Genomic DNA, 13,074 nt, shown 5'->3' on the forward strand with positions numbered 1-13,074 from the left:
ACAAAACCACCCAAACCTTTCTGCGAGATGCGTGAAACCTGTGGGCTGCATTTATAACCAGGCAGAGATATTATCGTTTGCGCACGGATGCCGTAATGCTACCCGGACCTGTTGTGGCGGTTATTTTTTACCCGTTGCCGGCTCTTCCTCATGCCCTTTTGATTTCTTCCTTCCGGATTCGATCAGCGCCCGCTGCAGCAGGTATTCGATCTGCCCGTTGACGCTTCTGAATTCATCAGCCGCCCACCTCTCCAGTAAAGCATAAATGCCGTGGTCTATACGCAATATAAAACTCTTCTTGTCTTTTGGCATGCCTTTTCTATTAATACAATGTTCCTGCGTTCAAAACAGGAGTTGCGGCTTTTTCGCCACACAATACCACCATCAGGTTGCTGACCATAGCGGCTTTCCGCTCATCATCCAGTTCCACAATATTTTCAGAGGACAATTTTTTTAAGGCAAGATCCACCATACCTACTGCGCCTTCCACGATTTTAATACGGGCCGCCACAATGGCCGCAGCCTGCTGCCGTTGCAGCATGGCTCCGGCGATCTCCGGTGCGTATGCCAGGTGACTGATACGCGCCTCCCGGATGACGATCCCTGCCGGCTCCAGGCGGTCTGCCAATTCCTGCTCCAGGATCTTGTTCACCCGCTCCCCGCCATCGCGCAAGGTGATCTCCGCCTGCTCGTCCTCCATACTATCATAAGAAAAGCTTACGGCCAGGTGCCGGATGGCCGCTTCACTTTGGGTGCGTACATAATCCATATAATTGGCCACCTGGTAAGCCGCTTTATAGGTATCGCCCACCTGCCAGACGATCACCGCTCCGATCTCGATCGGGTTTCCCATCTTGTCGTTCACTTTCAGGGTTTGCCCCTGGAAGTTCTGATACCGCAAACTGATATTATGGCTGGAGTAAAGCGGGTTTACAAAAAACAATCCGTTCTCCTTTACAGAACCGACATACTTTCCAAAAAAATTCAGTACCCGTGAATGGTTGGGTTGTATGATCATCAATCCTTTAATAAAAAAAACGCCCAGCAATTCCATCAATATGCCTACAATAACCGAGGCGATCTGCTGATCAGCATTCACAAGCAGGTAGATACCGCCGCCTATCGAGGCCAGCGCAATGATCAATGCCACGTAACCGGACATGGGTTTCAGCACTTTTTCCATATTTATTATTTTGATATTAAAATGATATCATAAATTTACACAGAAAACCACCAGCTTCCAAAATTTGTTTTGTCTTCCTTTATTTTTTCAATAAAGTCACGATCCGGTCTGCGATGATCCGGCAACCCTTGTCGGAGGGATGCAATCCGTCGTAAGTAAGATCGACGGCGGCTGCCGGATAGGGGTAAGCGTCTGTTTCGGGGTTAAACGGTATCTGCTGAAACCCGGGATAGGTATAATCCTGGTAGGCGCCGGTATGCGGGTTTTTCAGCCGTTTAAAATGCACCAGGTCCTTTTCGGCCAGTTCTCTATCGTTATACAGGTCAATGACCTCCGTATGGCCCGCTCGTCCAACGGCCACTACAGCGGCGGCTACCCGGGCCAGAGTTTGCCCTTTCCTTGCTTTATAAGAGCCCCACGCGTGGTTCCGCTGATCAAACAGATATACAAAATCGGCGCGTTTCATAGGGGTGATCAGGATGATGCGGGCCTTCCGGCTGGTCGTTCTCAATTTATCGATGATGATCCGGAAAGACCCGAAAACCGTCTGATTACCGCTATTGGTTTCATAGTCCTTTAGGGTACCAATGGGTCTTCCCTGCCACCAGTCATTAGTGCCCAGGAAGACCGTATAAACATCGGCCCGGGGTACATACAGCGAATCAAAATTTTCTGCGATCCGCCCTGCCGTCCAGCCGTTGTATCCCTTATTGATATAGTGCACAAAAGGCAAGGTTCCCGTTACCCTGCTCATGTATCCTTTGGTAACGCGGTTACCGGTCTCATTCAGATGGTCATTCAGGTACGTAATGCTGTCGCCAATGGCCACCCATTTCAATTCTTTTTTGCTGAAGCCGTAAGCGGCCAGCAGGACGATGCCCAGGAGAAGGATCCGTTTCATAACGATCAGGGTATTATTTCAAATAAAAAAAACTGGGTCTTTTCTTCCCTGCTGAAATTATTGTCTGCGACCAGCAGCAGAGAGTAATGACCATTGGCCAGTTTTGGCCCAAATGTAATGCCCTCTACATTATCGATATAACGGCCCAGTTCATTCATATTCAGCAGCAGCTTTTTTGAAGCCGGCCGGTAGTGCTTATCCTGATGCAACCCGCTTAGATCCGTCACATCCGTTGCAGGCTTCAGGTCAGCGATATAAATCTTGATGGTGCAATACGAGTTCCCCATTGAAAAAGAGCGTTCCATGACCAGCAACCGATGATCATCGAGCGCCATGATCTCAGAGATACCGTTTACACGGAAAGCCGTTCCCGGGTTGGGTTTCCGCGCCACAGCGTCTAACAAATAAGCATACTGCGCGATAGGCTTCCGGGTAACAGCATCGTACTTCAAAATACGCACCGGGGCACCCGCGTAATCCACATCGGCTCTTGGTCCGTCCTCATACAGAGGCTCCTCTACACTTACAAAGAGGTGGCGGTAATCACTGGCAAAGCCAAGCCCTTCAAAAACGCCATTTACCCGCGGACCTTTTTCAACCGTCTGTACATGCATGTTAGCCGGTAATGCAAAACTATCCAGGTAATTTCCCTCCAGATCCATTTCCCAGATCCAGGGATCTTTGATATTGACAACGCCATTCCGTTCTGCCCGGTCGCCTTCGCTGGACCAGACCAGCTTGCTGGTGCCGGGATTAAAACGGATCGACTCCGGATCTGCCGCTTCCAGAGCACCCTCTTTCAACGAAGGGAACAATCTGCCACCGGGCATTTTCAGCGTTTGCACTCCTGTGAACCCTATTGTATCGATCTTATTCCCTGAAATGCGGATCCGGGCTGTGTAAAAGCGGGCAGGCGTGGTTGCCGAACGTTCGTCGCTGATGATGAAGTACCGGTTATTCAGCCGGTCGTAATCAATACCGGATAAGCCGCCCACCCAGGTGTTTTCATACTTCAGCTCAAAAGGGAGCTCATAGACATCCAGAAATTTTAACCCGGATATGGATGTGGAAGGCGCATAACGGGTCTTTGAAGAACCGGTTTTCTTTGAGGCTCCACACCCTACTAACAACAAGGCCATAACAGCCAACAACTTAAATTTCATCGATTCATCATTTGGAGTTCGCTGATTATCCTGAAACAGGCACAAATCTAATTTTTTTTAATCACAGTAAGAGCCTGCTTTTGGCAGGACCGGTACCCGGATATCGGGAAAATTTGTTAAAGACGATCAGCGAATCTGTAGCTAATTTGATATCCAAATACAGACGGATCGTATTCACCGAATACGGGGCCGAGATCCGCAGATGAATACAGCAAAAGAAAATAATCAGCGAATCTCCGGCTGATTGAATATCCGGATATTACCGGATCAGATTATCTGAATACCCGCGGCAGCCGCGCAGATCAGGCGGCGAAAGAGAAGAATAAAAAAGTTACAAGCCTGTAAGCCGGATTCTGTACTTTGCCATGCTCAGCATGACAAAATGGTTATCATTTATCTGTTCAGAGAGTTACCTCAATGAATCCATCTACCTACCCTTCCCGCCAGGATATACCCTTGTGAACGAGCCGCTCACATTTTAAAACGGTTCCCGTTTTAAAAAGCAGGATTTACATGGTATTTCAGCATACAAGGTTTACCCGCGTCTCGTATTACTACGGGACACCGTGAGCTCTTACCTCACGTTTTCACCCTCATGGCGCCAATGGCGCCACAGTTATTTTCTGTGGCACTGTCTGTTACCGCTTTCCCTTTTCAGGAATACCGGTACCCGGCTATTCACCGGTGTATTGCTCTGCGCTGTCCGGACTTTCCTCCCTTCGCCAGGCGAAAGGCGATAACCCGGCTTGTAACATTGCAAAGTTAATTAAAACACAGAATGAAAAAACTCATTATAAATGATTCATTCATAATACATTCCTATTTGAAATGGATCCCGGTAGTGCCATATCCATAATACGTCAATATTTAAAATGAATCTCGGTAGCCCCATATCCATAGGAAGGATGGTACTGGTTTACAAAATAGCTGACCTCTTTTTTTAATCGCAGCGCATCGTGGATCTCATTGCGCAGCTTGCCGGTACCCACGCCGTGGATGATGGTGAGCATCGGCTGCATGTGGGCTACAGCAAGATTATAGAATTTTTCAAAGGTATCCAGCTGCAATGTCAGCATCTCAAAATTATTCATCACTGAAGGATCATCCGTCAGTTTTTCGATGTGCAGGTCCACTACGCTCCTTGCCGGATCCAGATGCCGGCGGGCCTCCTTTGCATTGTATACTTTAAATTTTTCGCTCAATTTGCTGAGGGATGCCTCCATGGGGTTTTCCTCCGGAGCTTTATCAGGGTACGTATCAAACAGTTTATAAGAAAATGCAGCCTGGTTTTTTTGCCGCAGTTCCTCAATCTTCGCAAATAGCTGCTTAGGCTTTATTTTAACGGAGGTTTCAAAGTGGGTCGCCTTTTGTTTATCGGGTTGCGAAAGCGAGAACTCCAGCTCAAAGGACGGGCTGTCGCTCATATCCTCAAAAGGAACATCATGAATGTAAAAGTTCTGAAACGGCAGAACGGTATTTTTCAGCTCAAATTCAGGATCGCCAAAAAAACCGAGCGCATATTTAAAATGATAACCGGTGCGCGTATTGTTTACCAGGTGCACCTTCAGCAACTCTACTACCTCATCGCCAAACTCATCCGTATCTGAAACCGGCAGAAAGCTCAGCCACACGCCGTCTTCCTGCCGCGGAGGGGTGGCTTTCTCCTTTTTGAGATCATCCACAAACCGGCGGGGTTTTTCCGGCGGCCGTTTCTTTTTCTGCGTAAAGTTCTTAAAATAGGGAAAATCGATCTGGTCCAGGTACACCGGAAACTTCACGCCTCTTACATCCACCATTACCATTTTGTCGTTGATAAAATCAACAATCACACCCTCTTCGTCCGAATGAAGGATCAATACTTTATCACCTATCTGATATTTCATTTTTTGTCAATGTATCCTTTGCCAGTCTGCTGTTAAAACGGCTGTAACTAAAATAAACGATCAACCCGATGCCCAGCCAGATCAAAAAACGGAACCAGTTAGAATGACTTTCCTGGGCCATCAGGTAAAAACAGCAAATCATTCCCAGTACGGGGATCAGCGAAAATTTCTTTATATAAGAAAACACGGTTATTATCAGCAATACGATCCAGAAAAGGATCATGGGGAATTTTTCCACCGTCAGAATATCGCTAAAATGCTGTGGTGCATTCTTTATAACCAGGATCAATGCCGCTAAAAACAACGCGGGAACAATGTACCGGCCATTTACATAAGGCACTTTGAATTTAGATACCGGCTTCTCGGGACGGTTGTCCAGCACGAGGATGCCACCACACACAAGTACAAATGCAAACAACGTTCCAATACTGGTTAAAGCCAAAACGGTTTCCAGGTTCAGGAATAAAGCGGGTATTGCTACCACCAGGCCCGTAACAACCGTTGCAAAAGAAGGCGTTTTGTACCGGGGATGTACCCTTGAAAAAGCTTTGGGCAACAGCCCGTCGCGGCTCATGCTCATCCATATACGGGGTTGCCCCATCTGAAAAACCAACAATACACTTGCGGTGGCAAAAATGGCGCTGACGGCCACAACGGCAGAGATGAACTTCAGACCCTTTGCGTCAAATACCATGGCCAGCGGATCACCTACATTCAGGGTGGTATAAGGGACCATACCGGTAAGCACCAGGGCCAGCAATACATAGAGCACGGTACAGATGATGAGCGAATAGATCATCCCTTTGGGCAGATCCGTTTGCGGGTCCTTACATTCTTCAGCAGTAGTGGATATGGCATCAAAGCCAATATATGCAAAAAAAACAGCGGAAACACCCTTCAGGATGCCACCAACGCCCGTGGGGGTGAATGGCGACCAGTTATCCGGATTTATATAAAAAGCTCCCAGGACAATCACCACAAAAATGACAGCCAGCTTGAGCGCCACCATCAGATTGCTGGCATTCCTTGATTCTTTGATGCCTACAAAGACAATATAGGTTATGACGACCACGATGAATAAAGCAGGCAGGTCCATAATCATCCGCAAGTTCCCGATCCGGGGGGCGTTGACCCAGGCCCCCACCTTTTCTGCCAGCATGGGATCCATTCCCGCCACCACGCTGCTGATGCCCTGTGCTCCGGCTTCCAGAAAACCATGTTTGGCGGTCATATAATCCATCGTCAGCCAGTCGGGTATATGCAGTCCTACCTTACTGGTAAGATGGGTAAAATAATCACTCCAGGATATGGCAACCGCAATATTGCCGATGGCATATTCCATGAGCAGATCCCAACCGATGATCCACGCAAAGATCTCACCAAATGCCACATAGGAATAGGTGTAGGCACTTCCGGAAACCGGAACCATTGAAGCAAACTGTGCATAACAAAGGGCGGCGAACCCGCAAGCCACAGCTGTGAATACGTAAAGGAACACCACTCCCGGCCCTCCGTCTGCTGAAGCTTTGCCGATGCTGCTGAAGACGCCGGCCCCGATGACCGCCGCAACGCCCAGTGCGGTAAGATCCCTTACTCCCAATACTTTTTTCAGACCGGAACCGTGCGTATCTGTTAAGCCGCTTTCGGCCTCTTTTAACAACACCGTCACCGATTTTTTCCGCAGTAAAGGATTTGGCATATGAATCGATTTTATGGTTAATGCTCCCTCTTTACCAATTGCTGGGCAAGGGTTTTGAGGGGTGCTTTCCGTTTAGAGACCACAGCCATATCATCAAAATGCTGCAGGGCCTCGTTTAAAAACCGGTGTTTCAGTTCAATGGCCCAGTCGTCAATTTTGCAATCCCGGTAAATGCTGATCACTTTGCTCACCTTTTCCGGATCATTCCCGGCCAGCAACTGATCCAGCGCCTCTTTTTGTGCTCCGCGTACATCTCCCAGGGCCTTTATCAGCAGGAATGTTTTCTTATTCGCGAGGATGTCGCCGCCGGCCTGTTTGCCGAATTTTTCAGGATCGCCGAAGGCATCCAGGTAATCATCCTGCACCTGGAAGGCCAGGCCGATCTTTTTGCCCGCCTGGTACAGAAGATCGAGGTTCCCGTAGCTTCCGCCCCCGAGGATGCCTCCCATCTGCAGACTGGCAGCAAGCAGGACGGATGTCTTTTTGGTGATCATTTCCAGGTACTCCTCCATCGTTACACGGTCTCGCTGTTCATAATCCATATCTAACTGCTGCCCTTCACAAACGGCAACAGCGGTATGATTGAACAGCTCCAGGATCCGTTGCACCAGTGAGAGGTCGATCCCCGAAATATATTCATATGCCCGGATCATCATTACATCGCCTGCAAGGATGGCCGTGCTTCCATTGTACCGGGTATGAACGGTTTGCTGACCCCGCCGTAAAGGGGCTTTGTCCATGATGTCGTCATGGATCAGTGTAAAATTATGAAACAGCTCGATGGCGGTGGCCACATTCCAGGCGTCGGGACTGATCTCCCCGAACAACTCATTTGCCATCAGGCACAATGTGGGCCGGAGCCTTTTTCCCCCCATTGATAAGAAGTAGTTATTGGGTTCGTACAAGGTATGTGGCTCCCGCGGAAAATGTGTTTTTCCAAATGTTTCGGAAAACAACGCGGATAATTCTTCGAATGTATGCATGATTCAACCGGAAAATATAAAATATCAAATGTAAAATCCTAAACTATAAATCCCAAATTCTAAGTACTAAATGCTAAATATTAAGATCCGGCTTCCGGGTTCGGAATATCACCCTGTGGCTGCCTGATGACCGGTGGCCGGTAAAGATCGCGTACGATATAAGGCCTGTTTATTTCTTTTTCCTCCCTCCCGTTTTTCTCGGCGCTTTTGATGTGGCGGGTTGCACCCAATGGTAGTCCAGATAGCGCTTTTCAAGATTTGCTGCTACTACCTGTATACGTACTTTATCGCCCATGGTAAACCGGGTACCGGTACGCATGCCGATAATGGCATAATCGGCTTCTGAATGTTTGAACGAATCATAGTCTGCCAGACTGGTCATGCTTACCATTCCTTCGCACAGATGATCTACCGTCTCGGCCCAGAAACCGAACTTGGAAACCCCGCTGATGATGGCATCAAATTCTTCTCCCACAAATTGCTGCATGTATTCGACCTGCTTGTACTTGTTCGCACTGCGTTCGGCTTCCATGGCTGCCCTTTCGCGCTCGCTGCAATGCCCGCATTTCTCCTCCAGCTTCTTATCGATTTTTGCTTTATCCTCCAGGATCTCCAACAGGATGCGGTGCACCATGATATCGGGATAACGGCGGATGGGCGAAGTAAAATGGCAATAATTCTCAAACCCAAGTCCGTAGTGACCGATATTGGAGGAAGTATATTTTGCCTTGGCCATGGTGCGGATCCCCAGTTGCTGCAGCACCGCTTCTTCCGGCCGGCCCTTTATATCTTTTAGCAATTTATCAAAAGAGGCTGCAATGGTCTCGGCACTGGAAATGTCAAATTTATAACCAAACTTGTGGGCAAACGCCACAAAGGGCAACAGTTTTTCCTCATCCGGCGTATCGTGGATCCGGTAGGGGAACGGTAAGGTTTTATTGTTGATCTTTACTTTGGAAGCAGCCTCGGCCACGTATTTGTTGGCCAGCAGCATCAACTCTTCAATCAACTGGTGTGCCTCCTTGCTTACTTTTAATACGATCCCGGTAGGCACGCCGTGCTCGTCCAGCTTAAAGCGTACTTCGGTGGAATTAAAGTTGATGGCCCCTTCATCAAAACGGCTCTGCCGCAGCCGCTGGGAAAGTTTATTGACGATCGAGATCACTTCTGCATGATCACCCGCCCCGGTTTCTATAATCTCCTGCGCTTCCTCGTATGTAAACCGTCTTTGGGACCGGATCACTGTTTTTCCCAGCCAGTACTGTTTTACCTCGGCTTTCTCATTCAGCTGAAAGATTGCGGAAAAGGTCAGCTTATCCTCGTTGGGCCTTAAGGAACACAATACGTTGGATATATGCTCGGGCAGCATGGGATTTACCCGGTCCGGCAGGTACACAGAGGTGGCCCGCTGGTAAGCTTCTTCATCAAGCGCCGTGCCCGGAACCACATAGTGGCTCACATCGGCAATATGCACGCCTACTTCATAGTTGCCGTTCTTCAGCACCCGGAAGGAGATCGCATCATCAAAATCCTTCGCATCCTCCGGGTCGATCGTAAACGTGAGGACATTGCGGATGTCTTTCCGCTTTGCCAGGTCTTCTTTTGTAATGGTATCCGGTATGCGGCCGGCCACTTCCATTGCTTCGTCAGAAAAAGACAGGGGGAATCCTTTCTCAAGCAGGGTTTCCTTCATGGCGATGTCGCCGGCATGCGCTTCGTCCAGTACCGAAACGATGGCACCCACCGGACGTTTATCCTCTTTTTCCCAGCGCAGCATTTTGGCTACTACCTTTTGCCCGTTCAGGGCGCCATTCAGTGCCTCCTCCGGTATATAAATATCAGGCAGACCCCGCTCCTTATCACCCAAAACAAACCCAAATCCCCGGCTCAGCTGCAGCGTTCCGATAAATTCGGTACGGTTGCGCTGCACCACTTCCACGATCTTGCCTTTCAGCTTTGCATCATAACCGGATGTCAGCTTTACACGGACCACATCCCCGTCCATTGCATTGCGGATGTCTTCCGGGCGGATCATAATATCTTCTTCCTGCCCCGGAACGATCACAAACCCTCTTCCGGATTTTGTCACTTCGAGGGTCCCCTTCAGCAGTTGTTCATTGCCCGAAGACGATTTATTTTTTTTCTTCTTTATTTTTTTTGTCATAGATACGTTTGTATTTGTGGGTTTTCAAAGTTTTGAATAAATTCTTTAATCAAGGTATCGAATTTTTTGCTCCCGTCCAATAAAAAGCTATGGCGCACCGGCAGTACAAACAATGTCACGGATGCCAGCTCTTCACGGAATTTAGCAAGGCGAACGCTGTCTTTCTCTGTGGTGATGATCGCAACAGTTCCTTTTTTATATGCCGTGTATGCTTTCAGGATCCGGGACAGGTCTTCCTTCCGGAATTCGTAATGATCTTCAAAATAAAACTCCCGGATCGCTTTTCCATATTGTTCCAGCTGTGCCCGCAAAGGCGCCGGGTTTGCAATACCGGTCACCAGCAGCAGGGCATCCATATTCCCGGGTGCCCAGCTGCGCTCTCCAAAAACAGGATATGGCTGTCCGTATTGCAGTGCTGCAAAAAAAACGGACTGTCCTGCAACGGGCCGGATCTCCTCCGTAATGGCCTGCCGTTCCTGTGCGGTCAGCAAAGCCGGGCATTTTGTTACTACGATACAATCGGCTCTTTCGTAGTGGGATCTCAGGTCCCGCAATTGCCCCGCCGGCAGGTAATTGTCGCGCGGGAACGGGTTATCGTATGCGGTCAGCAGTATATTTAACCCGGCGGTAACAGCGCGATGCTGTAAGGCATCGTCCAGAATGATGACCTCCGGTTTTAAGGTCCGGAGCAATGTTTCGATCGCTACGGTCCTCTTTTCAGAAACAGCAACGGTAATGTCCGGAAACTTCGTGTAAAACTGCATGGGCTCATCTCCGATGGTGGCAGCGGTTGCAGTGCTGCCGGCCAGCAGGAAGCCCTTGGTTTTCCGGCCATATCCCCTGCTGATAGTTGCCAGCCGGTAACGGTCTTTCAGCAAACGCACCAGGTACTCTACCATCGGCGATTTACCGGTTCCGCCTACGGAAAGATTGCCGACACAGATCACCGGCAACGGATAAGAATGGCTTTTCTTTATCCCCGAATCGTACAGGAAGCTAAAGATGCGAACGCCTGCAATATAAAGCCAAGAAATGGGTAAAAGTAATTTGTTTTTTTTTCTGATGACGTTCTTAAAACTCATAAATCCTTTGCGGCGTGATACAATAATTTAAAGGTACGTCAAATTTATCGGTATCGGCAATCCGCGGTACCGGTTCAAAGTAACTTAATCCAACGATCATTGCATCCGGCCGCAGTTCTTTCAGATACCGGTCATAGACGCCTTTTCCGTATCCTACCCGGTACCCCCGCTCATCGAAGCACAACAACGGTACAAATATGAGATCCAGTTCCCGGGGATGTGCAACGGGGCCGTTCTGCGGTTCGCTGATGCCAAACTCGTTGATGGAAAACAGGGTTTCGTCATCAACCCAAATGGCATTCATGACCGAAGAAACAGGATCATAAACCGGATAGGCAAACCGAACACCGGGATTCCGGAATTCAAGATATCCTAAAATGGCATCGGTGCTGATCTCCTTACGCCGTGCAATGGCAGCATAGCTAAATACGGAATGCAGCGGCGGCATGGGCAGTTGCTGAACCCTGATCAGCAGCAGGTCATCCCAGACCGCCTGCTGTTTTAAGGTAAGCTGGGCGCGTTTTTGCAGATATACGGTTCTTGCTTCCGACTTTAGCATTGGCAAAAGTACAAAAAACAGGCGAGGTTCCATGCGTTTTCATTACCGGGGAGCCTACACCGGCCGGTTGATAAAAACGGAAAAAATGGTGGTGCCGTAATTTTTTTCGAAACTGTATTTTTCAAATGGTTTGTAATCATTCCTAGGTGTATGTTCCAGCACAAACCAGCCATTTTCCTTCAACAGCTGTTTTTCGATGATGATCCGGGGCAGCTCGTCGATGGTGGCAAGCGCATACGGGGGACCCGCAAAAATAAAATCATACGCGATGGAGCAGGTCTCCAGGTATTTGAAAACATCCATCTTTACAAATTTCATGTTCTCTATTTTGAGGAACGCTGCCGTTTTTTTTATAAACGCAAACATCGCATTGTCCTTTTCCACAATTGTAAGGTCTGCCGCGCCCCTGCTGGCCAGCTCATAGCTGATACTGCCGGTGCCGCCAAAAAGATCGAGCGTCTTGATCCCATCAAAGCTGATCCGGTGCTGCAGCACATTAAAAAGCCCTTCCTTGGCAACGTCGGTAGTAGGCCGGGTATAAGGCATTTTAGCCGGCGGATGGATCTTCCGCCCGCCTAAATCACCGGCGATAATGCGCATAGGGCAACCTGTTTTAAGGTGGTGAAATAGTGTGCCGGGTACAGGGGCGAGGGCGCTTCTAACCAGCCGGCATCCATCAGCCGGACATTAAGGAAATAAGCATACAGCATGTTATACAACCGCGAGTCGGCATTTATCAGTCCGGATATATGCAGCTGTACCTCTGTCTGCGGCAGCCCATGAACTCCGGCAATCTTAAGCAGGTAAAACAATACATCCTCCGGAGCGCGGTAAGTATAATGTTGTGCCAAAAGCAGCACCCCGTCCTTTACAGCGACCACAGAAAACGCGTTATCAATAAAATTGACCGTTATAACCGCCGCTGTCTTATCGCCCAGGGCTTCGGTAACACGGATCTTTTGCAGGTGCCAATAGGCTGCACCCGGCAAATGCTGAATGCATTTGTTCAACAGCACAAAAGGCACGGAATAATTCAGGGCAATATCATCTCCGATATACTCATTCAGGATATGGTCCTGCGGGTCTCCCCCGGCCAGGTGCAGCAAGGCACTGTTATCGCCCTGATTCAGCGCTGCAGGCAGCAGGGTGTATGCGGGAAAATCAAAGGCGATGATCTTTTTTTGGACCTGGGGAATGTCCGGCAATATTTCGTCCGGGCTGCTTTTTTCGGTCGAATACCATTTCAGTGCTCCCAACTTTGAACCCAATGCGTCACAGACTGCGTAAGCTAAATAACCCGGCCCGGCCTGAACGGCCAAAACACTGTTCTCTGCATCTACAAAATGCGTTCCGTCTATTTCAAATCTCGCCTGCACTTGCTTTCTTGTTAAGGGAGCAAACGTACATAAAATTTTTGATTCAGATTTAATGTCATGCGGCAGGAATCGATATGGCCC

12 protein-coding genes and 1 other RNA gene are annotated in these 13,074 nt (G+C 48.8%); all 13 read right to left on the minus strand.

What is annotated here, in order from left to right; all coding sequences use genetic code 11:
• Positions 1-120: 120 nt before the first annotated feature.
• The 13 genes from B160_RS0118875 to B160_RS0118935 all read right to left on the minus strand — a co-directional run bounded on the left by B160_RS0118875 (position 121) and on the right by B160_RS0118935 (position 12,993).
• Positions 121-312 (minus strand): type II toxin-antitoxin system antitoxin, encoded by a 192-nt coding sequence (locus B160_RS0118875; RefSeq protein ID WP_018629488.1) that lies wholly within the window; start codon positions 310-312, stop codon positions 121-123.
• A gap of 10 nt (positions 313-322) precedes the next feature.
• On the minus strand, positions 323-1,183 hold the full coding sequence (locus B160_RS0118880; RefSeq protein ID WP_018629489.1) for an SPFH domain-containing protein: 861 nt from the start codon (positions 1,181-1,183) through the stop codon (positions 323-325).
• Between the two features lie 79 nt (positions 1,184-1,262).
• Positions 1,263-2,084: an SGNH/GDSL hydrolase family protein gene (locus B160_RS0118885; protein WP_018629490.1), complete on the minus strand. Its 822-nt coding sequence runs from the start codon at positions 2,082-2,084 to the stop codon at positions 1,263-1,265.
• A 5-nt stretch (positions 2,085-2,089) separates the two neighbouring features.
• Positions 2,090-3,247 (minus strand): esterase-like activity of phytase family protein, encoded by a 1,158-nt coding sequence (locus B160_RS0118890; protein WP_026309867.1) that lies wholly within the window; start codon positions 3,245-3,247, stop codon positions 2,090-2,092.
• A 326-nt stretch (positions 3,248-3,573) separates the two neighbouring features.
• Positions 3,574-4,000: RNase P RNA component class A (gene rnpB, locus B160_RS30800), an RNA gene on the minus strand.
• Between the two features lie 107 nt (positions 4,001-4,107).
• Positions 4,108-5,130 (minus strand): Smr/MutS family protein, encoded by a 1,023-nt coding sequence (locus tag B160_RS0118900; protein ID WP_018629493.1) that lies wholly within the window; start codon positions 5,128-5,130, stop codon positions 4,108-4,110.
• A complete protein-coding gene (locus tag B160_RS0118905) occupies positions 5,111-6,829 on the minus strand; it encodes an amino acid permease (protein ID WP_018629495.1) in 1,719 nt (572 codons plus the stop codon). The genes B160_RS0118900 and B160_RS0118905 overlap by 20 nt, the downstream gene beginning before the upstream one ends.
• Before the next feature lie 17 nt (positions 6,830-6,846).
• The gene (locus B160_RS0118910) at positions 6,847-7,812 is read right to left on the minus strand and encodes a polyprenyl synthetase family protein (RefSeq protein WP_018629496.1); all 966 of its coding nucleotides are present in this window, start codon (positions 7,810-7,812) and stop codon (positions 6,847-6,849) included.
• A 169-nt stretch (positions 7,813-7,981) separates the two neighbouring features.
• Positions 7,982-9,976: a ribonuclease R gene (rnr, locus tag B160_RS0118915; RefSeq protein WP_018629497.1), complete on the minus strand. Its 1,995-nt coding sequence runs from the start codon at positions 9,974-9,976 to the stop codon at positions 7,982-7,984.
• Complete coding sequence (lpxK, locus tag B160_RS0118920; protein ID WP_018629498.1) at positions 9,973-11,058, minus strand: tetraacyldisaccharide 4'-kinase; 1,086 nt, start codon at positions 11,056-11,058, stop codon at positions 9,973-9,975. Before lpxK ends, rnr begins: the two co-directional genes overlap by 4 nt.
• Positions 11,048-11,617 (minus strand): 5-formyltetrahydrofolate cyclo-ligase, encoded by a 570-nt coding sequence (locus B160_RS0118925; protein ID WP_157558132.1) that lies wholly within the window; start codon positions 11,615-11,617, stop codon positions 11,048-11,050. The genes lpxK and B160_RS0118925 overlap by 11 nt, the downstream gene beginning before the upstream one ends.
• 54 nt (positions 11,618-11,671) lie before the next feature.
• Entirely contained in the window at positions 11,672-12,217 is a 546-nt protein-coding gene (locus tag B160_RS0118930; protein ID WP_018629501.1) for an RsmD family RNA methyltransferase, read from the minus strand.
• Positions 12,193-12,993 (minus strand): DUF3822 family protein, encoded by an 801-nt coding sequence (locus B160_RS0118935; RefSeq protein WP_018629502.1) that lies wholly within the window; start codon positions 12,991-12,993, stop codon positions 12,193-12,195. The genes B160_RS0118930 and B160_RS0118935 overlap by 25 nt, the downstream gene beginning before the upstream one ends.
• Positions 12,994-13,074: the final 81 nt, after the last annotated feature.

The organism is Niabella aurantiaca DSM 17617 (assembly GCF_000374125.1).
GTDB classification, from domain to species: domain Bacteria; phylum Bacteroidota; class Bacteroidia; order Chitinophagales; family Chitinophagaceae; genus Niabella; species Niabella aurantiaca.

Excerpts from the sequence above, each read along its gene's own strand:
- B160_RS0118930 (WP_018629501.1), bottom strand. The coding sequence starts at position 12,217 with ATGCGCATTATCGCCGGTGATTTAGGCGGGCGGAAGATCCATCCGCCG.
- rnr (WP_018629497.1), bottom strand. The coding sequence starts at position 9,976 with ATGACAAAAAAAATAAAGAAGAAAAAAAATAAATCGTCTTCGGGCAAT.
- B160_RS0118925 (WP_157558132.1), bottom strand. The coding sequence starts at position 11,617 with ATGCTAAAGTCGGAAGCAAGAACCGTATATCTGCAAAAACGCGCCCAG.
- B160_RS0118905 (WP_018629495.1), bottom strand. The coding sequence starts at position 6,829 with ATGCCAAATCCTTTACTGCGGAAAAAATCGGTGACGGTGTTGTTAAAA.
- B160_RS0118880 (WP_018629489.1), bottom strand. The coding sequence starts at position 1,183 with ATGGAAAAAGTGCTGAAACCCATGTCCGGTTACGTGGCATTGATCATT.
- lpxK (WP_018629498.1), bottom strand. The coding sequence starts at position 11,058 with ATGAGTTTTAAGAACGTCATCAGAAAAAAAAACAAATTACTTTTACCC.
- B160_RS0118890 (WP_026309867.1), bottom strand. The coding sequence starts at position 3,247 with ATGAAATTTAAGTTGTTGGCTGTTATGGCCTTGTTGTTAGTAGGGTGT.
- B160_RS0118910 (WP_018629496.1), bottom strand. The coding sequence starts at position 7,812 with ATGCATACATTCGAAGAATTATCCGCGTTGTTTTCCGAAACATTTGGA.
- B160_RS0118875 (WP_018629488.1), bottom strand. The coding sequence starts at position 312 with ATGCCAAAAGACAAGAAGAGTTTTATATTGCGTATAGACCACGGCATT.
- B160_RS0118885 (WP_018629490.1), bottom strand. The coding sequence starts at position 2,084 with ATGAAACGGATCCTTCTCCTGGGCATCGTCCTGCTGGCCGCTTACGGC.
- B160_RS0118900 (WP_018629493.1), bottom strand. The coding sequence starts at position 5,130 with ATGAAATATCAGATAGGTGATAAAGTATTGATCCTTCATTCGGACGAA.